The following is a 20,713-nucleotide window of genomic DNA, read 5'->3' as shown; positions in this document are numbered from 1 at the left end:
GAAACCCCGCGCGCACGGCTCCGACACACCGTGGTAACGCGGTTGAAACAAGGCTAGGTCAAATCCCACTGGATTAATATGGTATTTTGTGAACGATTGTTTTCGGGTTCGAAACAATTGATTGCTGCCCGGTCGCAGCCGCTTGCGCATCCTTGCGCCGGTCCGGCGGCATCGAGTCGGGCAGTTCCTCGGGAGAAAAATGCATGGTGACGCGGCGCGGCGCAGTGATCGGAATGGCGACGACGGCTCTGGCGGCGCCGATGCTGGCCCGGGCATCGCGGGCGCCCCGGCTGTTCTTCGATTCGCTGAGCTTCCTGCCCGAAGACCTGAACGAGATCACCGCCGCGGGGCTGGGCGGGATGATCGCCGACGTCTCCGACCTGATCGAGGTGCGCGGCGCGGACGGCGTGCCGCGCTACAGCCGCAACTTCGCGGCGAACGATCCCGCGATCGACCGTGCCGTGGCGAAGCTCAAGGACTCCAAGGTCGCCTGGCTCGCGCGCAAGGGCAGCGAGATCGGCACCTGCCCCGGCTGCGCGGTGTTCCTGCAATTCCAGTCGACCGAGATGATGGGCGACGATCTCTCGCGCATCGCCCATTTCCACGACAAGGGCCTGCGCGTCCTCCAGTTTACCCATCACAACAACACGCAGTACGCCGGCGGCGCGCTCGAGACGGTGCAGACCGGGCTCACGCCTCTGGGGATCGAGGGGTTGGCGGAGATGAACCGCCTGCGCATCCTGCCCGACGTATCGCACGGATCAGTGCCGACGATGCTCGAGGCGGCGCGTCGTTCGAAGACCCCGATCGCGCTCAGCCATGGCGCCGCGCGCGCCATTGTCGACCACCCGCGCTGCGCGCCCGATGAAGTGATCCGCGCGATCGCCGAGCGCGGCGGCGTAATGGGCATCTTCATGATGAGCTTCTGGCTCACCCGCAACAAGGTGCCGACCGTCGCCGACTATGTCGCGCAGATCCGCCATGTCGCGCGGGTCGGCGGGATCGACGCGGTCGGCGTCGCCAACGACTTCCCGATGGCCGGCCAGACCAATCTCATCAAGCTGAACAACGACAATGCCAAGGGCGTCGAGGAATATCTCGAATGGTGGCGCGCGCTGCGCCGGCAGGGCGTGCCCGGCTTCGAATGGACGCCCGAGCATGTCGTGATCCCCGAGCTCAACCGCATCGATCGCATGCAGCGCATCGCCGCCGCCCTCACCGCCTCGGGCTTCCGCGCACGCGAAGTCGACAAGATCATGGGCGGCAACTGGCGCCGGTTGCTCACCGACGTGCTCGGCTGAGCTACTCGCCGCACGGCATGTGGATATTATGCCCGCATCCCGCAAAAACTTCGCGAAACCCGATTTTCGTCACATCCCTTGCACATAGCGCGCCTAGGCGCGACCAAGTCTCGCCGGCACGCCGCCGGGCCGGGACCAATGCGTACGGGAGTAGTCATGCCGATCGATCGCCGCACCTTCATCCTCGGCGCCTCGGGCGTTGCCGCCGCCGAGACGGGCGCCGCGACCGGCCTTGCCCGCGCGGCGAAGGGCCGGAAGGGCTCGATCCAGGATATCGAGCATGTCGTGATCCTGATGCAGGAGAACCGCTCCTTCGATCATTATTTCGGTACGCTGCGCGGCGTCCGCGGCTTTGGCGATCCGCGCCCGATCGCGCTGCCCGGCGGCAAGCCCGTCTGGGCGCAGCGCCGCGCCGATCGCGACGGCGGCCAGGTCGCCTGGCCCTTCCGCCTCGACTATAACGGCAGCAACGCCCGCTGCTTCACCGGGCTCGACCACAGCTGGAAGGACAGCCAGGCGCGCTGGCGCAACTGGGACGTCTGGGCCGACCAGAAGGGCCCGCTGACCATGGCCCACCTCACCCGCGAGGACATCCCTTACTATTACGCGCTCGCCGACCAGTTCACGATCTGCGACAGCTATCACTGCTCGCTCCAGGGGCCGACCGGCCCGAACCGCCTCTATCATTTCAGCGGGACCAACGGCCTGAGCGTCGGCCAGGAGGGCGAGTACTGCGTCACCAATGGCGGCACCGATCCCAATCCGGGCGCCGACATGGCGAAGGACGACGCCAGCGAGGGCCTGCCCTGGCGCAGCTATGCCGGCCGGCTCGAGGAAGCCGGCATCTCCTGGAAGCTCTATCAGGAGATCGCAAATTATTCGGACAACCCGCTGGGTTACTTCAAGGAATTCCGTAAGCTCGACCGCGCCTCGTCGCTCTACAAGCGCGGCCGCGCCTATGTCGACTGGGTCGACGGCATCGCGCCGAAGAACCCGGAGAAGACCCGTGCGAAGCACCTGATCGCCGCCTTCGCCGCCGATGTCGCCGCCGACCGGCTGCCCGCCGTCTCCTGGATCGTCCCGATGATGGAGATGAGCGAGCATCCCGACGCGCCCGTCCCCTTCGGCGAAGTGCTGATCTCCAGCCTGGTCGCCGCGCTCGCCACCAATCCCAAGGTCTGGGCCAAGACCGCCTTCATCCTCAACTATGACGAGAATGACGGCTTTTTCGACCATGTCCCCGCCCCGATGCCGGCGATCGCCCCCCAATATGGCGCGAGCAATGTCGATGTCCGCAGCGAGACCTACCAGGGCGAGCCGGTCGGCCTCGGCCCGCGCGTGCCGATGATGGTGATCTCGCCCTGGACGCGCGGCGGCTGGGTCAATTCGCAACTGTTCGACCACACTTCGGTGCTGCGCTTCCTCGAGAAGCGCTTCGGCGTCGCCGAGCCCAACATCTCGCCCTGGCGCCGCGCGATCTGCGGCGACCTCACCTCGATGTTCGATTTCGATGTGACCGAGCGCCAGCGCCTCGACACGCGCTGGGCCGCCGCTCTGCCCTCGGTCGCCAGCTATTTCGAGGAGACCGAAAAGCTCTGCAAGACCGCCCCGCCGCCGAAGATCGCGACGGGCAAGGGCGTCCCGGCCCAGGAGCCCGGTACCCGCCCGGCCCGCGCTTTGCCCTATCGCTTCACCGTCGAGCCGATCTGGTCCGATGCCGGGCTGACCCTGCGCTTCGTCAATGAAGGCCCCGAGGGGATCGTGTTCGGCGTGCAGGATGAGACCGCCTTTCCCGGCTGGCGCTATTTCACCGTCGCCGCCCAGTCGAAGCTCGAGGAGCATTGGCCGCTCCGCCGCGACCGGGCGCATGCGCTGGTGGTCCAGGGCCCGAACGGCTTCCACCGCGAATATCGCGCGAACGGCGCCGCCCGGATCGAAGCGACGATCGCCTGGCAGGGCACCACCGGCACACTCCACCTCGCCAATCGCGGCTCTGCCCCGCTGACCCTGGCCAGCCACTGCGCCCATAGCGACGCGCGGGCCAGCCACGACCTCGCGCCCGGCGCCGAGGTCCAGGCGCCGGTGCCACTTGCCGAGCATCACTGGTACGACCTGTTGCTCACCGGCGCAGACGGCACCCGCCTGCGCCTCGCCGGCCACGTCGAGACCGGCAAGCCCGGCACCAGCGAACCGGCGGCCGCCTTCCCGCACAAGGCTTGAGCCCCCCCTTTCTGCTTCCCCGGCGAAAGCCGGGGCCCAGGGTTTCTCTGCCGTCCCGCTCGTGACCCTGGACCCCGGCTTCCGCCGGGGAACAGCTGATATGCGCGCGCCCATGATCGCAGACTGTCATAACCCTGTTGCGAACCGCCCCTAGCAGCACCGCCGGACAAAGGCGGGCGAGATGGAATCGGGCGCTGCAACGGACAAACTGCTGAGCCCCCGCTTCCTCGTCCTCGCGGCGATGGAGTTCTGGGAGCGCTTCGCCATGTCCGGCATGAAGTCGCTGCTCGTGCTGATCCTGGTCGATCACGTCCTCGCCGGCGATCTCTCGCGCATCCTCGGCGCCGCCGCCGTCCGCGACGCCAGCACCGCGCTCTTCGGCCCGGTCTCGACCACCGGGCTCGCCTCGCAGCTCTATGGCTATGCCAATGCGCTGATCTATCTCTCGATCCCGCTCGGCGGGCTGGTCGGCGACCTGGTCGGCAGCCGGCGGCGGATGGTGGCGGGCGGCGGCGCGCTGATGCTGCTCGGGCTGATGCTTATGCTGAGCAACCGGAGCTTCCTGATCGGCCTGGTCCCCTTCGCGATCGGCACCGGCCTGCTCAAGGGCAACCTGTCCGCCCAGGTCGGGCTGCTGTTCGAGGACGAGGCGCAGCGCCGGCGCGGCTATGCGCTCTATCTCGGCTTCCTCAACGCCGGGATCATCTGCGGGCCCCTGGTCTGCGGCACGCTCGCCGCCCTTGCCGGCCCGGCCTATGCGATCGGCGCGGCGGCATTGGCGCTGCTGGTCGGCCTGGTCTTCTACGCCCGCAACGGCACCGAGCCCGTCCATGCCAGGGCGCACGCCGCCACCGGCACGAAAGCCGGCCCGCTCGCCGCCACCGCGCTGCTGATCGTCGCCCTGACCGCGATCTATCTCTGCTATTCGGCCTATGAGCAGCTCAGCAACATCTTCCTGGTCTGGGCCCGCGCACATCTCGACCTCAGGCTGGGCAGCTGGGCGATGCCCGTCGCCTGGTTCCTCTCGCTCGACGGCGCCTTCACCCTCGCGCTGATCGCGGTGTCGCAACTGGCGATGCGAATGCTTGAGCGCGGCGGGATCACGATCAGCGCCGCCACCCAGATCCTGATCGGCTGTCTGTTCTGCGCGGCGGGCTATCTCGTCCTCGCCCTCGGCACCACCCTGACCGGCGGCGCTATGCCCCTGGCCTGGGCGCTCGCCTATCTGCTGCTGATCGACATGGCGATCGTGCTGATCTGGCCCTCGGGCCTCAGCCTGATCGCCGAGATCGCGCCGGGCCGGCTGGTCGGGCTATGGATGGGGCTCTTCTATCTCCACGGCTTCTTCGCCAGCCTGTGGGTAGGGTTCAGCGGCGTGTTCTACGAGCGGATGCCCGCGGGCCAGTTCTGGCTGCTCCACGCTGGCGTCGCGGCGGCCGGGGCGCTGCTCATGCTCGCCGCCGGCCTGCCGCTGCTACGCGCCGTCCGCGCCCGTCAGGCGACCACCACCTCGGCATGCGCAAAGGCCCTGGCATAGTCGCTGTCGAGCGGCCGGTCGGTCACCAGGATGTCGACATCGGTCAGCGCCGCGGTCTGTACCAGCGCATAGCGGCCGAACTTCGACGAGTCCGCCGCCAGCAGCACGCGCTTGGAGGTCGCATAGGCGATCCGGCTCATCTCGGCCTCGCCCGGATGGAAGTCCATCAGCCCGCGCTCGATGCTGATCCCGCCGACCGACAGGATCGAGAGATGCGGCGAGAAGCCGCGCACATAGTCCTGCGCGCTGTGATCGGAAAAGGCGCGATAGTCGTAATCCATCTGCCCCCCGGCCAGGAAAAGCCGGTTGTTGTTGATCCCGCCCAGGTCGTTCGCCACGCGCAGCGAGTTGGTGATGACCGTGAGCGAGCGCCGCTCGACCAGCTGGCGCGCGATAAAGCAGCTCGTCGTGCCGGAATCGATGAACACGATCCCGCCATCGGGCACGAACTCGGCCGCGACCGCTGCGATGCGCTGCTTGGCATCGGCATTCTCCTCCATCCGCTGGTGGAGCGGCCCTTCGAGCACTGGCGCGGCGATACGCGCGCCGCCATGTTCGCGGATGATGACACCCTGATCCTCGAGCGCGCGCAGCTCACGGCGGATCGTCTCGTCCGACACCGCGAGATCCGTTGCCAGCGCCGTCACCGACAGGGTTCGTCCGCTGCGCAGCCGCGAGATGATCTCGCGCTGGCGCTGTGACCTCTTCTCTATCGCTCCCTCCATCGCTGTCTCCGCTGGTTGCGCGGAGAGACATGCTGGGCACCCGGTAATTTGCAAGCAGGAATGCCGGGGCCGGCGTGAAACCGGCCCCGGCGAACCACCTCAGAAGCCGAGGCGGGCAGTAAGCCGCATCGAGCGCGGCGCCTGGTAGTTGACCGGCGAGCGATAGTCGGGGTTGGTCGAGCCATCCCCCTGCTCGCCGAAATTGTTGTACGACGTCACCGACTTGCTGTTCAGCAGGTTGAAGATGTCGATGCGGATCGACGCATCCACGCTGTACGGCAGCGGCAGGCGGAGCGACGCGCTGACGTCGATCTGGGTGCGCCAGTCGCCGTTGAACGCGGTCCCGCGCGGGATCAGCTTGCCCTGGCAGTAATAGCCATAGCCGCGATAGGTGTTGGCATAGGCGTCGACGCTCAGCGGCACCGCGCCGATGCAGCTGTAATGCTGCGGCGACTGGACCACGGCATTGGCGCCAAGGTCGATCATGTCGTTGAGGCGGTAGCTGCCATAGGCCTTGAAGTTGTGCCGGCGATCGCTCGGCAGATAGCCATAGGCGCCGTTGACGAAGCCCGGCGAGTCGAAGTCCGCGGTGCGGTTGATCGCGAGCTGGCCGTTCTCCGAGCGGACGCCGCCCTCATAATTGCCCTTGTTGAACGCGAGCGTGTACGAGGCCGAAAGGCTCCACTTCTTGTCGAAGGTGCGATCGAAGGTGAGCGTCACGGCGTCATAGTTGCGGCTCGGCTTGGGATAGCCGAGGTCGGATGCCTTCAGCGTCACCGTCGGGGTCGAGCCGTCCGGCAGCGAAGCGAGCTGCACGGTCACGTCGCGGCCCGGATTGGCGATGACGAACTGGCGGCCGCCCGGGAACGACGCCTGGCACTGCGCCGCGGTGAAGCCCTTGGTCATGCAATAGGCGCGGGCGCCGATGTCGACCGAGATGTCCTCGATCACGTCCTTGAGCCGGCGATGGGTAAAATAGGCGCCGATGCGGACATGGTCGGCGAACTGGTGCTCGGCGCCGAAGATGAACTCATTGTCCGACTGCGGCTTGATGTTGCTCGCGATCGCGCCCGAGGGGTTGAACGCCGAGCCATCGGCCGAGACTTCGCAATTCTTCACCTTGGTGTCCGGGCATGCCGTGGTGTTGGCCACCGTCAGGATCGCCGCGCCCGCGTTGGGCACATTGCCCGCGCCGCTGGTGCCGGTGAACAGGTTGTAGCGGGTATAGGTGATCAGGCTCCCCGCGACGTTCAGGTTGAGGTCGCCGGCCATCGGCAGGTAGTACTGCGCATAGGATCCGAAGATCTTGGTGCGCCCGTCGCCCAGCGGATCGAACGAGGCGCCGACGCGCGGTGCCCAGAGGTTGCCCGATTCGAAGAACGACTTGCCGTTCACGCCCTGGTTGCTGAAGCGGTCGTTGCGCAGGCCGAGGTCGAGGCGCAACCGGTTGTCGAACAGCGACCACTGGTCCTGGATGTAGAAGGCTTCGTTGCGCACGTGCGCGGTGCCGTTCTGCGCATAGACGCGGGTGGTGTAATATTGCGTGCCGACCGCCTGGCCGATCCGCGCCGCCGATTCCGCGGTGACGGTGTAGATCTTGTACGCACCGCCGCCGATCGTCTCGAAGGTCTGCTGCTGCGTGTCCTTCTCATGGTCATAGCCGATGCGGACATGGTGGCTGCCGAGCAGGTGGAACTGCAGGTCGACATCGCCGCGATAGAATTCGCGCTCATTGTCGGTCTTGCTGTAGGCGTCGGTCACCTTGTTGGCGCCGATCTGGATGCCGGCCGGATCCGTGCGGTAATCGGTCACCTGCGGGTTGGTGATGTCGAGCGGCACGTTGCCCGAGCGCAGCTTGTTGACGCCGTAGGCGCCCGACACGGTCAGCCAGGGCGTGATCGTGCCGGTGTAGCGGCCAACATAGTTGGCGCCGCCCGAGCGAGCATCGGTGCCGCCGGTCTTGCCGCCCAGCGTGAAATTGGTGCGATCCCAGTTCTGGCTGCGGTTGCGGGTGTCGTTGGTGGTGTCGAAATAGGTGAACTCAAGGTGGTGGTCGCCGGTGATGTACGCATCGACCTTGCCGCCCCAGAACGGGCTGGTGTTGACCACGCTGGTCGCGTTGTTCTGGTTCGCCGAGGGCGTCATCGAGCGGATGTTGCGGAAATTGTAGAGGCCGTAGACGAACAGGTGATCCTTGATGATCGGCCCGCTCGCCTGGAAGATCAGCTCCTGCCGGCTCGCCGTCGCGTGGCGATAGTCGGTGGTGCGGGTCGAGGGCGAAGTGCTGCGCAGGTCGTTCGGCTCCCAGATGCCGGTCACGCTGGCATGATATTGGTTCGAGCCCGACTTGGTGGTGGCGACGACATAGCCGCCGGTCGCGCGGCCGAACTCGGCCGGGGCGCCGCCGGTCTTCACTTCCACCGTCTCGTAGAAGTCGAACGGTACTTCGGTCGGCTGGCCGCCCGAGACGAAGTCGGTGACGTTCAGGCCGTTGATGAAGAAGGCGTTCTCGGTGAATGCCGCGCCGGCGACCGAGACCTGGTTGGCGAAGCCGCCGTTCGAGGGCGAGCTGCCCTGCACGGTGCCCGGGGTCAGCAGCATCACGTCGCGCAGCGAGCGGCCGATCGGCACGCGCTGGGTGAGCGAGGCGAGGTTGATCGTCGCACCGACGGTGGTGTCCTGGAAGTCCGCGGTGCGCTGGCGCGATCCGTTGACGACGATCTCGTTGCCGTCCTGGCTCGCCGGGGCGAGGCGGAAGCTGTTGGCGCCGCCGGTCTCGCGGGTCAGCGCGATCGCGTTCTCGGTGTAGGTCGCATAGCCCTGGGCGGTGACGGTGAAGTCGTAGTTACCCGGGGTGAGCTGCGGGAAGGTGTAGGCGCCCGAGCTGTCGGTGGTGACCGTGCGGCTGACGCCCTTGTCCGACGAGGTGATCTTCACTTCGGCGCCGGCGAGCGGCGTGCCGTCCTCGGCGGTCACCCGGCCCGATGCGGCGATGTTGGTATAGTCCTGCGCATGGGCGGACGGAGCGGCGAGGATCACGGCCGGAGCCGTGGTGCTGAGCATCAACAGCGCGCGCAGGACTGCGCGCGACGAAAGTCGCGTATGGGCGAGCATGGGACCCCCAATGGTGATCGAAATTGCTGCGACCGGCGGGTTACCGTGCCGCAGCCGGGGCACTAGGCGCGCTGCGTGGATATTTTGTGACAATCGGGCATTAAACGCACAAAAATCCCACAGGCCGGTATTTGGGTGCGCCGGGTCTCCTCAGAACCAGGCCCGCACGCCCGCGACGAAGCTCGCCCCGCCCGTCCCGTCGCCGCGCGCCCGCGCATAGTCGGCGGTCAGCCCCAAGCTCCGCTCCCAGCTCACGCCGATATAGGGTGCGAACTCGCGCACCCGCTCGTAGCGCAGCCGCAGCCCCAGTTCGGCGCTAGACAGCCCCGCGCCCACCCCGTTCGCCTTCATGTCCTGCGCCGACAGGTTGAGCTCCGCGCGCGGCTGGAGGATCAGGCTCTGGGTGATCCGCTGGTCGTAGCTCCCCTCGACCCGGGCGCGCACATCGCCCTTGTCCGAGAGGAACACCGAACCCTCCAGGTCGAACCAGTACGGCGCCAGCCCCTCGACCGCGAGCACCGCCCAGGTCCGCCGCGGCCCGCGCCCCACGTCCTGCCGCACGCCCGCCTGCAGGTTCCAGTACGGATCGATCGCCCGGCCATAGAGCGCTTGCACCTCGGCGCCGTCGATGCCCTTGCGGAACACGCCCTCGCCCTGCGACTTGACCCACAGCCGGTTGATGTCGCCACCCCACCAGGCCTCGCCCTGCCAGCGATAGCCGGTCTCACCGCTCCGCACCTGCACCTCGGCCAGATCGAGCATGACCTTGCTCAGCTGCATCCCGCCATGCTCCATCCGCACCGCGCGCTGGGACGCGGCCATGGCCTCCGCCCCCCAGAAGCGGTCCGCCGCGCGCCCCGGCACCGGAGCGGGCGCGGTCGCATTGCCCGCCGGCAGGTCGGTCCCAACCTTCCCCCCCTCGCCCGCCATGTCATGCCCGGCATGCGGATCGGCCGGCGCAGGCGTGGGAGTGGGCGCGGGCATCGGCATCGACGACATGTCATGCCCCTTATGGTCCTGCGCGATCGCCGGCACCGCCAGCACCAGCGCCGCCGCGCCCGTCAGCCACCGCGCCTTCATGCCGCGTCCCCCGCGAGCGGGCGGACCTGGACGGTCTGCATCATCCCGGCATGCATATGGTAGAGCAGATGGCAGTGGAACGCCCAGTCGCCCGGCTCGGCGGTGACGTCCCAGCTCACCTTGCCCCCCGGCGCGACATTGACCGTGTGCTTGCGCGGCGCATGATCGCCATGCCCGGTCACCAGCTCGAAGAAATGGCCGTGCAGATGGATCGGATGCGCCATCATCGTGTCGTTGATCAGCGTCACCCGCACCCGCTCGCCCGTCTCGAACGCCAGCGGCACCTTCGCGTCGGAGAATTTCACCCCATCGAACGCCCACATGAAGCGCTCCATATTGCCGGTCAGGTGCACTTCCATCTCGCGCCCCGGCGCCCGTACATCGGGATTGCGCTCCAGCGCGACGAGATCGCGATAGACCAGCACCCTGTGCCCGACATCGCCCAGTCCCTGCCCCGGCTCGCCGGTGCGGTCGACCGGCATCGGCGCGATCGTCTGCACCCCCGGCCCCATCGTCACCTGCGGCGCATTGGCCGGATCGCGCATCTTCATGCTCATCGATCCGTGATCCATGCCCGGCATGTCGGCCATGCCGCCCATCGCGCCGTGGTCCATGCCGGACATGTCCATCCCCATGTCCTTCATCGTCGCGATCGGCCGCGCCCGCAGCGCCGGCACTTCGGCAACCATCCCCGCCCGCGGCGCCAGCGTCGCCCGGCCCATGCCCGAGCGATCCACCGCCTCGGAGACGAGCGTGTACGCCCGGTCCTCCGGCTCGACGATCACGTCATAGGTCTCGGCCACGGTGATCTGGAACTCGTCCACCGCCACCGGCCGCACGTTCATCCCGTCCGCCGCGACGATCGTCAGCTTCAGCCCCGGGATGCGCACATTGAAGATCGTCATCGCCGAGGCATTGATGATCCGCAGCCGCACCCGCTCGCCCGGCCGGAACAAGGCCGTCCAATTGTCCTTCGGCCCATGCCCGTTGACCAGATAGCTATAGGTCGATCCGGTCACGTCGGAGATGTCGGTCGGGTCCATCCGCATCCCGCCCCAGTCGAACCGGTCCTTCGCCGTCTGTCCTCCGGCGCCGGTGAGCGTCTGCTTCTGCCGGTTGAAATAGCCCGGCTGCTGCTTGAGCTTGCGGAAGATCGCATGCGGATGCAGCGGGCTGTGATCGGACAGCATCACGACATGCTCGCGATCGAAGCGCACCGGGTCGGCGTCGCGCGGCGCGATCACGATCGGCCCGAACAGCCCGACCTGCTCCTGCAGCCCCGAATGGCTGTGATACCAGTATGTCCCCGCCTGCACGACCGGGAACTCGTACATAAAGCGCGACCGCGGCTTGATCCCCGGAAAGGAAATCCCGGGCACTCCGTCCATCTGGAAGGGCAGCAGCAGCCCGTGCCAATGGATCGAGCTGTCCTCGTCGAGCGCATTCTCGACATGCACGCGCAGCTTCTGCCCCTCGCGCAACCGCAGCAACGGGCCCGGCACGGTGCCGTTGATCCCGATCGCATGGCTCTCGCGCCCGTCGACGCTGAGCATCTGGTGGGCGATGCGGAGGTGGATGTCCTCGCCGGAGACCTCGGGCAGTGCGCCCGGTGTGTTGCTCTGCGCCCAGGCCGGGAACCAGCCCCCCAGCGCCACCCCGCCCCCGGCCATCAACAACTGCCGCCGATCCAACACGTCTATCTCCCATGCGCGAGAACCGCGCTTACCCGGAGTTACGCGGGAGATCGGGATTGCCCTCCCGCGGCATGCGATTTTTCGCTCCCCTCCCTGGAAGGGAGGGGCCGGGGGTGGGTGGCGGCCTGGCGATACGGATGAGGCTCGCCTAACACGAGCTATCTCGCGGTCATCCACCCACCCCTAACCCCTCCCTTCCAGGGAGGGGAATTCACGAACCCAAAACCTCCCCCAGCCGTATCCGCGCCCGCCGCAGCCGCGTCTCCACCGCCTTCTCGCTGACCCCCAGCGCCGCCGCCGTCTCGGCCTGCGACAGCCCTTCGATCGTCCGCAGCACGATCACCTCGCGCAACGAGGAAGGCAGCCCAGCGATCGCCCGCGACGTCCGTGCCAGCGCCTCACGATCGGCGATCTCGACATCATGCCCGGGCCGGTCCTCCGCCACGCGCTCGGCCGCATCGTCGATCGGCAAGGCAAAGGCGATCAGCCGACGCACCGCGCGCCGCCTGCCCCAGTCCCGGCACTTGTTGATCGCGATCGTGGTCAGCCAGGCCCGCATCGGCCGCGCCGGATCATAGCGGCGCAGCGCGCCATGCGCGGCCAGGAACGTCTCCTGCACCAGGTCGAGCGCCTCGTCGGGATCGCCGATCGACCCCGCCACGATCCGGTAGATCGCCTCGCGGTGCCGCTGCAATATCTCGGCGAACGCCGCCGTCCGCCCGGCCAGGCTCAGCGCGGCAAGCTCGCCGTCGCTCAGGCTGGCGAAATCCAGGCTCACCGGGTCTCGGCGGTCAGCGCCTTCACCACCGCCTTGTCGAACTTCGCCGCCTGGTCGGGACGCAGCACCGCGCGCATCGCGAAGATATGCGCCAGCGTCTCCTTCTGCATCTCGCCCATCGTCACATGGATATGGTCGACGGCCGCGCGCACGTCCGGCCCGGCCGAATGCTCGCTCTCGATCGCCGCGGCCAGCCGGGCATTGTCGGCGCGCTGCGCCATCTCCAGCGCCTGCTTGCGCAGCGCGAACTGCCGCTCCAGCGTCTCGATCTTCGCATGCTGCGCGGCATCGAGGTCGAGCCCCGAATGGAGCAGCGCATGCAACTCGCCGCCCGGCGGCTGCGCCGCCGGCCACAGGAACCGCCCCGCCGCCACGCCGCCCAGCGCCGCGACGAAGGCGATCAGCGCGATCAGCAATACCCGCCGCGCGCCCATCAGCTGCCGCCCAGCAGGGTCGAGGGCGCCAGCGCCAGGCTGCTGTCGAAGGTCGCGACCTTGTGCGCCGGCGCCTGCATCGCCCAGCTGCCGCCCAGGCCCATGCCCACCGCCAGCACTGCCGCCAGCGCGCCGGTCACCGCGAAGCGGTCCTGCCGCGGCCGGGGCGCGGCGATCCGGTCGAGCACCGACGCCGACATATCCTCCAGCCCCGGATGCACCGGCCGCGCCGCCAGCCGCCCGAGCATTTCGTCCAGATCGTCACCCATAGTCCTGGCCTTCTCCCCAGCCCCTTACGCACTGCGCGCCGCCTGCCCTCAAAGCAAAGCGAAAAATTCCCAAATCCTCCCCCCACAGGGGGAGGATTGCCGAATTCACCCATACCGCTCCCCGGCGAAAGCCGGGGAAGCGAAGTACGCGTCGCATGACTCCCCCAAAACCACCCCTTGACCCTGACATGATGTCAACCTCTACATAGCCCGGCATCGGAGGAACGTCATGCCAAGCCACACCCACCACGATGCCAGCCACGACCACCAGCACCACGCCTGTTGCGGCAGCGCCCACGCCCAGCCCGACACCGTGAAGGACCCGGTCTGCGGCATGACCGTCGATCCCGAAACCACCCCGCACCACGCTTTCCACCACGACGCGGAATTCCATTTCTGCAGCGCCGGCTGCCGCTCGAAGTTCCTCGCCGATCCCGAGCGCTACCTTTCTCCCCAACCGCAACCGGAAGCCCCGGCCGGCACGATCTACACCTGCCCGATGCACCCCGAGATCCGCCAGGTCGGCCCCGGCTCCTGCCCGATCTGCGGCATGGCGCTCGAGCCGGAGACGATCACGCTCGACAGCGGCCCCAATCCCGAGCTGGCCGACATGACCCGGCGCTTCCGGTTCGGCCTCGCGCTCGCCCTCCCCGTCTTCGTCCTCGAAATGGGCGGCCATTTGTTCGGCCTGACCATGGCGATCGGCCAGCAGCTGTCCAACTGGATCCAGTTCGCCCTCGCCACTCCGGTCGTGCTCTGGGCGGGCTGGCCCTTCTTCGAGCGCGGCTGGGCCTCGCTCCGCACGCGCAACCTCAACATGTTCACCCTGATCGCGATGGGGGTGAGCGTCGCCTATGCCTATAGCGTCGTGGCGGTGCTGGCCCCCGGCATCTTCCCCGACGCGTTCCGCGGGCATGATGGCGCCGTCCCGGTCTATTTCGAGGCCGCCGCGGTCATCACCGTCCTCGTCCTGCTCGGCCAGGTGCTGGAACTGCGCGCCCGCGACCGCACCTCGGGCGCGATCAAGGCTTTGCTCGATCTCGCCCCGCGCACCGCGCGCCGCCTCCGCGACGATGGCAGCGACGAGGAAGTCACGCTCGACCTGATCCAGGTCGGCGACCGGCTCCGCGTCCGCCCCGGCGAGAAGGTGCCGGTCGATGGCGAACTGCTCGAAGGCCGCGTCGCGATCGATGAATCGCTGGTCACCGGCGAGTCGATGCCCGTCACCAAGGAGCCCGGCGCCCAGATTATCGCAGGCTCGCTCAACACCACCGGCGCCTTCGTCATGCGCGCCGACAAGGTGGGTGCCGACACCCTCCTCGCCCGCATCGTCCAGATGGTCGCCGAGGCGCAGCGCAGCCGCGCGCCGATCCAGCGCATGGCCGACAAGGTCTCGGCCTGGTTCGTCCCCACCGTCATCGCCGTAGCCCTCGCCGCCGCGCTCGCCTGGGCGCTGGTCGGCCCCGAGCCGCGCTTCGCCTATGCGCTGGTCGCCGCCGTCTCGGTCCTCATCATCGCCTGCCCCTGCGCGCTCGGTCTCGCCACCCCGATGTCGATCATGGTCGGCGTCGGTCGCGGCGCCCAGGCCGGCGTACTCATCAAGAATGCCGAAGCGCTGGAGCGGTTCGAGAAGATCGACACGCTGATCGTCGACAAGACCGGCACCCTCACCGAAGGCCGCCCGGCAGTCACGCTGGTCCGCCCCGCCCCCGGCCAGGACGAAGCCGAGCTGCTCCGCCTCGCCGCCAGTGTCGAGCGCGCCAGCCAGCATCCGCTCGGCGAAGCGATCGTCCGCGCCGCAACCGATCGTGGCCTCCCCCTCGCCGAAGTCACCGATTTCGACGCCCCGATCGGTCGCGGCGTAACCGGCACGATCGAGGGCCACGCGCTCCTGCTCGGCGGCCCCCGTCTGATGCGCGAGAACGGCATCGATCTCGCCAGTCTCGCCGATCCGGCCGAGGCGCTGCGCGGCGAAGGCGGCACCGCGATCTTCGTCGTGATCGACGGCGCGCTCGCCGGCCTCATCGGCGTCTCCGATCCGATCAAGGCCAGCACCCCCGAAGCGGTCCGCGCCCTCAAGGCCGAGGGCATCCGCGTCGTCATGCTGACCGGCGACAACCGCACCACCGCGCTGGCGGTCGCCGCGAAGATCGGCATCGACGAGGTCGAAGCCGAAGTCCTGCCCGAGGACAAGGCGGCAGTCGTCCAGAAGCTGCGGGCGGAAGGCCGCGCCGTCGCGATGGCCGGCGACGGCGTGAACGACGCCCCCGCGCTCGCCGCCGCCGAAGTCGGCGTGGCGATGGGCGCAGGTTCGGACGTCGCGATCGAGAGCGCGGGGGTTACCCTGCTTCAGGGCGACCTGAACGGTCTGGTCCGCGCCCGCCGCCTGTCGCGCGCGGTGATGCGCAACATCCGCCAGAACCTGGTGTTCGCGTTCGCGTACAATATCGCGGGCGTGCCGATCGCGGCGGGGCTGCTCTATCCGTTCACCGGCATCCTGCTCTCGCCGGCGATCGCGGCGCTGGCGATGGCGCTCTCTTCCGTGAGCGTCATCAGCAACGCGCTCCGTCTCCGTCTGGTCCATTTGTAACGCGAAGGAGTGCACGATGAACATCGGCCAGGCCGCGCAGGCCAGCGGCGTCTCCCAGCGGATGATCCGCCACTATGAGAAGATCGGCCTGATCCCGGCGGCTTCGCGCCGGGAAAGCGGCTATCGGGACTATTCGGACGCCGATGTTCACAGGCTCCGTTTCATCGCTAATGCCCGCGATCTCGGCTTCCCGATCGACGAGATCGGAAAGCTGCTCGATCTGTGGAACGACCGCGCCCGCTCCAGCGCCGAGGTCAAGGCGCTGGCCACCGCCCGGGCGGAAGAGCTGCGCCGCAAGGCCGAGGCGCTCGAGGCGATGCGCCGCACCCTGCTCGACCTGGCGGGCCGCTGCCACGGCGACGCCCGCCCCGATTGCCCGATCCTGGAGTCGCTGGCACGGGGCTAGGCTTCTTAGCGGTTCCCCGGCTTTCGCCGGGGAACTGAAAAGGCGAATGTCGTTGCACCCTTGTGCAACTATCCGAGACCAAAGGGATCAAGAGTGCCAACCCAGCCGACGATCAGGAGTATGCTCGCCCCGATCCCGGCCTCAACCACCAGGCTGGCCCGCAAGCGCCCCAATGCCCTCCCTGCATCCCCCTCTGCCATGGCCCTCTCGAACCCCGGCACCAGCCGCCAGCGGTTGGCGGCGGCCAGCCCCAGCATAAGGCCGAACAGCGCAACCTTAGCCAATATCAGGCTTCCATAGAGCACACCCGGAAGCGCCCCTCCGGTAACCCCGATCAGGTTGACGATCCCGGTCACGATCAGCACCCCGACCACCGCAGTTCCGGTGCCCGAAAAGCCCCGCAACACCCTGTGCAGGCGCCATAAATCCGCTTCTTGCTTTGACCGCCAGGCCAGCCAGACCATGGCGATCAGCGCGCCGATCCAGATGCCGGCGGCCAGCAGATGGGCGATGTCGGCGCCGAGCTGCAGCCAGCTCCCCGCCGCCCCGTGCCCGCCCCAGGCCAGGCTCGCCAGCGCGACCCCGCCCAAGGGCAAGCCTCCCCGCCCAAGCAGCAGGACCACGGCCAGCGCAGCCACCCGCACCAGCCACGCCGTCCCCCCGCTCATCCCGAACAGCACCGCCCCCAGCACCTCGCGGTCCGGGGCCAGCAACCCGGTCCCTCCAAGGCTCGCCACCAGCACCCCCAGCCCCAGCAGGGAGAGCGCCAGCCCCAGCCCCGCGGTCAGCCGGAACAGCGCCTTGAACGGCAGCACCGCCCCCGAAACCCGCTCGTCCCGGCGCAGGGCGTGGAGGGCGAAGGCCCCCAGCCCGAACAGCGCCATCAGGTCGAGATAGAGCAGGAAGCGAACCGAGATAGCGAGCGCTTCCAAGGGCTTAGCGGACCTTGAATTCGATCGCGCCTTCCACCTTGTGGGTGTCGGCGGAAACGACCTGATAGCTCAGCCTGTAGCTCCCCGCCGCCAGCGGCCGGGCAAAGGTGACGATCAGGCTCTTGCCGTCCGGCCCGATCGCCACCCGGCCCTGCATCGGCATCGCCGGGTGGTCGGCCATGCCAGGCATCGCGGTCATTGCCAGCTGCGCGGTCGAGAGCCGGGCGACCAGCACCTCGGAGAAGGACAGCTCCACCTTGGCCAGCGGCTTGACGGTGGCGTTGGCCGCCGGGGTCGAGGCGAGCAGCTTGGGATGGGCAAGCGCCGGCGCCGCGACGATCAGGGTGGTGGCGGCAAGGGCGGAAATCAGGCTACGCATCTAGGGGTCTCCAGCCAGCGGCACCAGCGCCGCCACGATCCCTTACGCAGCCCGACCGCCGCCCCCTCATGTCGCCTCGCTCGCCCTTGGCCGTCCGAAGCGCGCATAGAGCGTCGGCAGCACGAACAGGGTGAGCAAGGTCGCCGAGATCAACCCGCCGATCACCACCGTCGCGACCGGCTTCTGCACCTCCGCCCCCGCGCCATGCCCCAGCGCCATCGGCACGAAGCCCAGGCTGGCGACCAGCGCGGTCATCACCACCGGCCGCAACCGCTGCATCGCCCCGGCCCGCGCCGCCTCGACCCGGTCCATGCCGGAGCGGACCAGGTCCTGGATCGAGGAGACCATCACCAGCCCGTTGAGCACCGCGATGCCGGACAGTGCGATGAACCCCACCGCCGCCGAGATCGAAAAGTCCATGCCCCGCAGCGCCAGCGCCAGCGCACCGCCGACCAGCGCCAGCGGCACGCCGGTGAACACGATTCCCGCATCCCGGATCGATCCCAGCGCGCCGTAGAGCAACAGCAGGATCAGCGCGAAACAGGCCGGCACGACCAGCGCCAGCCTCTGGCTCGCGGCAGCCAGGTTCTCGAATTGCCCGCCCCATTCCAGATAGTTGCCGGGGGGCAACCGCACTTCGCGCGCCACCGCCGCCTGGGCATCGGCCACCACGCCGCCCACGTCGCGCCCGCGCACATTGGCCTGCACCACCACCCGGCGCTTGCCATTCTCGCGGCTGATCTGGTTAGGCCCGTCGACCACCGCGAGTTCGGCAACGCTGGAGAGCGGCACGAACCCGCCTGCGGCCACCGGCACAGGCACCTGCCGCAGCGCCTCGAAGTCGCCGCGCTGTTCCTCGGACAGGCGCAGCACCACCGGGAAGCGGCGATCGCCCTCGAAGATCATCCCCGCCTCGCGCCCGCCCAGCGTCGCCTCGATCGTGTCCTGCACATCCTGCGCGGTGACGCCGAGCCGCGCCATCGCATCGCGATTGACCCTGATGTCGAGCATCGGCAGGCCGCCGGTCTGCTCCACCTTCACATCGGTCGCTCCCCGGGTCTGGCGCAGGATCGCGGCGATGCGCTCGGCGGTCGCGTTCATCGCCGGGAAGTCGTCGCCGAACACCTTCACCGCGATGTCGCCGCGGACCCCAGCGATCAGCTCATTGAAGCGCATCTGGATCGGCTGGGTGATCTCATAGGCATTGCCCGGGATCTTCGCGAGCTGCCCCTCCAGCCGCTCGACCAGCGCCTCCTTGGAGAGGCCAGGATCGGGCCATTGGTCACGCGGCTTGAGGATCACGAACATGTCGGTGGCGTTGGGCGGCATCGGATCGGAGGCGAGCTCCGCCGTGCCGGTCTTGGAGAAGGCGAACTTCACTTCCGGCTGGCGCGCGACCAGCCGCTCGATCGGCACCTGCATAGCCTGGCTCTGCTGCACCGAAGTCGCCGGGATGCGCAACGCCTGGATCAGCAGATCGCCTTCATCCAGCTGCGGCAGGAACACCTGGCCGAGTGAAATAAAGGCCAGCGCCGCCACGCCCAGACTGGCCAGCGCCGCACCGATGGTGATGCGGGGATGTGCCATCGCCCGGCCCAGCCCCGGCTGATAGCGTCGGCGCAGCCAGCCAAGGATCCGACCTTCCTTCTCCTCCACCCGCTTCGACAGCCAGATCGCAATCGCAGCCGGCACGAAGGTGAGCGATAGGATGAAGGCGCAGGCGAGCGCGATCAGCACGGTCAGCGCCATCGGGACGAAGGTCTTGCCCTCCACCCCGCTCAGGGTGAGCAACGGCACATAGACGAGCATGATGATCGCCTGACCATAGACCGAGGGGCGGATCATCTCGCGTGCCGCCTCGGAGACGGTCTCGAGCCGCTCGCTCTCCAGCAGCGGCCGCCCGGCATCATGCTGGCGCTCGGCCAGCCGGCGCAACGTATTCTCGACGATGATCACCGCGCCATCGACGATCAGGCCGAAGTCGAGCGCCCCCAGGCTCATCAGGTTCGCCGACACACCGACGCGCAGCATGCCGAAGCCTGTCAGCATCATCGTCACCGGGATCACCGCCGCCGCGATCAGCGCCGCGCGGAAATTGCCCAGCAGCAGGAACAGCACCGCGATCACCAGCAGCGCGCCCTCGCCCAGGTTGCGTCCCACCGTCTGGATCGTCGCGTTGACCAGCGCGGTGCGATCCAGCACCGGCTGGACGACGACGTCGGGCGGCAGCGAGGCATTGATCGCCCCGAGCTTGTCCGACACCGCAGTCGCCACGGTCCGGCTGTTCTCGCCGATCCGCATGATCGCGGTGCCGACCACGACCTCGGTGCCGTTCTCCGACGCCGACCCCATCCGCACCGCCTGCCCGGTCCGCACGCTCGCGACCTGTTCGAGCGTGATCGGTACGCCGCCACGGCTCGCGACCACGACCCGGGCGAGTTCCGCGGCATTGCGGATCCGGGCATCGGCGCGCACCGCCAGCCCCTCGCCGTTCCGGTCGATCGAGCCGCCGCCGCTGCTGAGGTTGTTGCGCTCGATCGCGGTCGCGAGGTCGGTCAGCGTCAGCCCGAGCGAGGCAAGCTTCGCCACGTCCGGCACGACCAGATATTGCCGGGCATAGCCGCCGATCGAGTCGATCCCGGCAAGGCCCGGCACGTTCTTGAGCAAGGGCGCCACGATCCAGTCCTGCGCGGTCCGCAGATAGGTTGCCTTCTCGGTCTCGCTGGCCAGCCGCTCGCCCTCCGGGGTGATGTAGCTGCCATCGGGCTGCATGCCGGGCTCGCCGGGCTTGTGGGTGTCTTCCTTGCGATGATCGAGCCGGACGGTCCACATATAGACCTCGCCCAGCCCGGTCGCGATCGGCCCCATCTCGGGCCGCACGCCGGGCGGCAAGGCATCGTCGATACCGCCCAGCCGCTCGTTCACCTGGGCGCGGGCGAAATAGATGTCGGTCGCATCGGAGAAGACCGCGGTGACCTGGGCAAAGCCGTTGCGGTTGAGCGAGCGGGTATATTCGAGGCCGGGAATGCCTGCGAGCGCGGTCTCGATCGGAAAGGCAACCTGCTTCTCGACCAGCTCGGTGGAGAGCGCCGGCGCGCGAACGTTGATCTGGACCTGGTTGGTGGTGATGTCCGGCACCGCGTCGATCGGCAAGCGGTACAAAGCGGAGGCGCCGACGATCGCGGCGATGGCGGTGAGCAGGACGACAAGCCAGCGCTTGTCGACCGCCCAGCTGGTGATGCGGGCGATCATGC

The 20,713-nt window shown here is 68.3% G+C and carries 15 protein-coding genes; 5 read left to right on the top strand and 10 right to left on the bottom strand.

Annotated elements, in window-relative coordinates:
- Positions 1-203: 203 nt before the first annotated feature.
- The 3 genes from AC1RJ5_RS01050 to AC1RJ5_RS01040 all read left to right on the top strand — a co-directional run bounded on the left by AC1RJ5_RS01050 (position 204) and on the right by AC1RJ5_RS01040 (position 5,058).
- The gene (locus tag AC1RJ5_RS01050; protein WP_493111234.1) at positions 204-1,301 is read left to right on the top strand and encodes a membrane dipeptidase; all 1,098 of its coding nucleotides are present in this window, start codon (positions 204-206) and stop codon (positions 1,299-1,301) included.
- A 156-nt stretch (positions 1,302-1,457) separates the two neighbouring features.
- A complete protein-coding gene (locus AC1RJ5_RS01045; protein ID WP_493111232.1) occupies positions 1,458-3,521 on the top strand; it encodes a phosphocholine-specific phospholipase C in 2,064 nt (687 codons plus the stop codon).
- 181 nt (positions 3,522-3,702) lie between these two features.
- Entirely contained in the window at positions 3,703-5,058 is a 1,356-nt protein-coding gene (locus AC1RJ5_RS01040; RefSeq protein WP_493111230.1) for a POT-type proton-dependent oligopeptide transporter, read from the top strand.
- On the opposite strand, the gene AC1RJ5_RS01035 is transcribed toward AC1RJ5_RS01040, so the two are convergent.
- The 7 genes from AC1RJ5_RS01035 to AC1RJ5_RS01005 form a co-directional block, all read right to left on the bottom strand.
- Complete coding sequence (locus AC1RJ5_RS01035) at positions 5,016-5,783, bottom strand: DeoR/GlpR family DNA-binding transcription regulator (RefSeq protein WP_342251569.1); 768 nt, start codon at positions 5,781-5,783, stop codon at positions 5,016-5,018. The genes AC1RJ5_RS01040 and AC1RJ5_RS01035 overlap by 43 nt on opposite strands.
- A 99-nt stretch (positions 5,784-5,882) precedes the next feature.
- The gene (locus tag AC1RJ5_RS01030) at positions 5,883-8,897 is read right to left on the bottom strand and encodes a TonB-dependent receptor (RefSeq protein ID WP_493111227.1); all 3,015 of its coding nucleotides are present in this window, start codon (positions 8,895-8,897) and stop codon (positions 5,883-5,885) included.
- A 150-nt stretch (positions 8,898-9,047) separates the two neighbouring features.
- A complete protein-coding gene (locus AC1RJ5_RS01025; protein WP_493111225.1) occupies positions 9,048-9,977 on the bottom strand; it encodes a copper resistance protein B in 930 nt (309 codons plus the stop codon).
- Positions 9,974-11,647 carry a copper resistance system multicopper oxidase gene (locus AC1RJ5_RS01020; RefSeq protein ID WP_493114606.1) on the bottom strand — a complete coding sequence of 558 codons (1,674 nt, stop codon included), beginning with the start codon at positions 11,645-11,647 and terminating at the stop codon, positions 9,974-9,976. The genes AC1RJ5_RS01025 and AC1RJ5_RS01020 overlap by 4 nt, the downstream gene beginning before the upstream one ends.
- Before the next feature lie 235 nt (positions 11,648-11,882).
- Positions 11,883-12,449, bottom strand: coding sequence for an RNA polymerase sigma factor (locus AC1RJ5_RS01015; RefSeq protein ID WP_342251565.1), 567 nt, complete (start codon positions 12,447-12,449; stop codon positions 11,883-11,885).
- Complete coding sequence (locus tag AC1RJ5_RS01010; RefSeq protein WP_269576463.1) at positions 12,446-12,886, bottom strand: Spy/CpxP family protein refolding chaperone; 441 nt, start codon at positions 12,884-12,886, stop codon at positions 12,446-12,448. Before AC1RJ5_RS01010 ends, AC1RJ5_RS01015 begins: the two co-directional genes overlap by 4 nt.
- Positions 12,883-13,152: a hypothetical protein gene (locus AC1RJ5_RS01005; protein WP_269575486.1), complete on the bottom strand. Its 270-nt coding sequence runs from the start codon at positions 13,150-13,152 to the stop codon at positions 12,883-12,885. Before AC1RJ5_RS01005 ends, AC1RJ5_RS01010 begins: the two co-directional genes overlap by 4 nt.
- A 229-nt stretch (positions 13,153-13,381) precedes the next feature.
- Here AC1RJ5_RS01005 and AC1RJ5_RS01000 point away from each other — a divergent pair, with 229 nt between their 5' ends.
- Both AC1RJ5_RS01000 and cueR read left to right on the top strand, forming a co-directional pair.
- Positions 13,382-15,742: a heavy metal translocating P-type ATPase gene (locus AC1RJ5_RS01000; RefSeq protein WP_493111222.1), complete on the top strand. Its 2,361-nt coding sequence runs from the start codon at positions 13,382-13,384 to the stop codon at positions 15,740-15,742.
- Positions 15,743-15,758: 16 nt separating this feature from the next.
- Positions 15,759-16,148, top strand: coding sequence for a Cu(I)-responsive transcriptional regulator (cueR, locus tag AC1RJ5_RS00995; protein WP_342250472.1), 390 nt, complete (start codon positions 15,759-15,761; stop codon positions 16,146-16,148).
- Between the two features lie 68 nt (positions 16,149-16,216).
- Here cueR and copD read toward each other — a convergent pair whose 3' ends face one another.
- The 3 genes from copD to AC1RJ5_RS00980 form a co-directional block, all read right to left on the bottom strand.
- Complete coding sequence (gene copD / locus AC1RJ5_RS00990; protein WP_493111219.1) at positions 16,217-17,080, bottom strand: copper homeostasis membrane protein CopD; 864 nt, start codon at positions 17,078-17,080, stop codon at positions 16,217-16,219.
- Positions 17,081-17,084: 4 nt separating this feature from the next.
- A complete protein-coding gene (gene copC, locus AC1RJ5_RS00985; protein ID WP_493111217.1) occupies positions 17,085-17,459 on the bottom strand; it encodes a copper homeostasis periplasmic binding protein CopC in 375 nt (124 codons plus the stop codon).
- 66 nt (positions 17,460-17,525) lie between these two features.
- Positions 17,526-20,711: an efflux RND transporter permease subunit gene (locus AC1RJ5_RS00980; RefSeq protein ID WP_493111215.1), complete on the bottom strand. Its 3,186-nt coding sequence runs from the start codon at positions 20,709-20,711 to the stop codon at positions 17,526-17,528.
- Positions 20,712-20,713 lie beyond the last annotated feature (2 nt).

The sequence above is a fragment of the Sphingomonas sp. GW822-FHT03G08 genome (assembly GCF_058801135.1).
The sequence above is the reverse complement of the archived record's forward strand: the minus strand, read 5'-3'. Positions and strand labels throughout refer to the sequence as shown.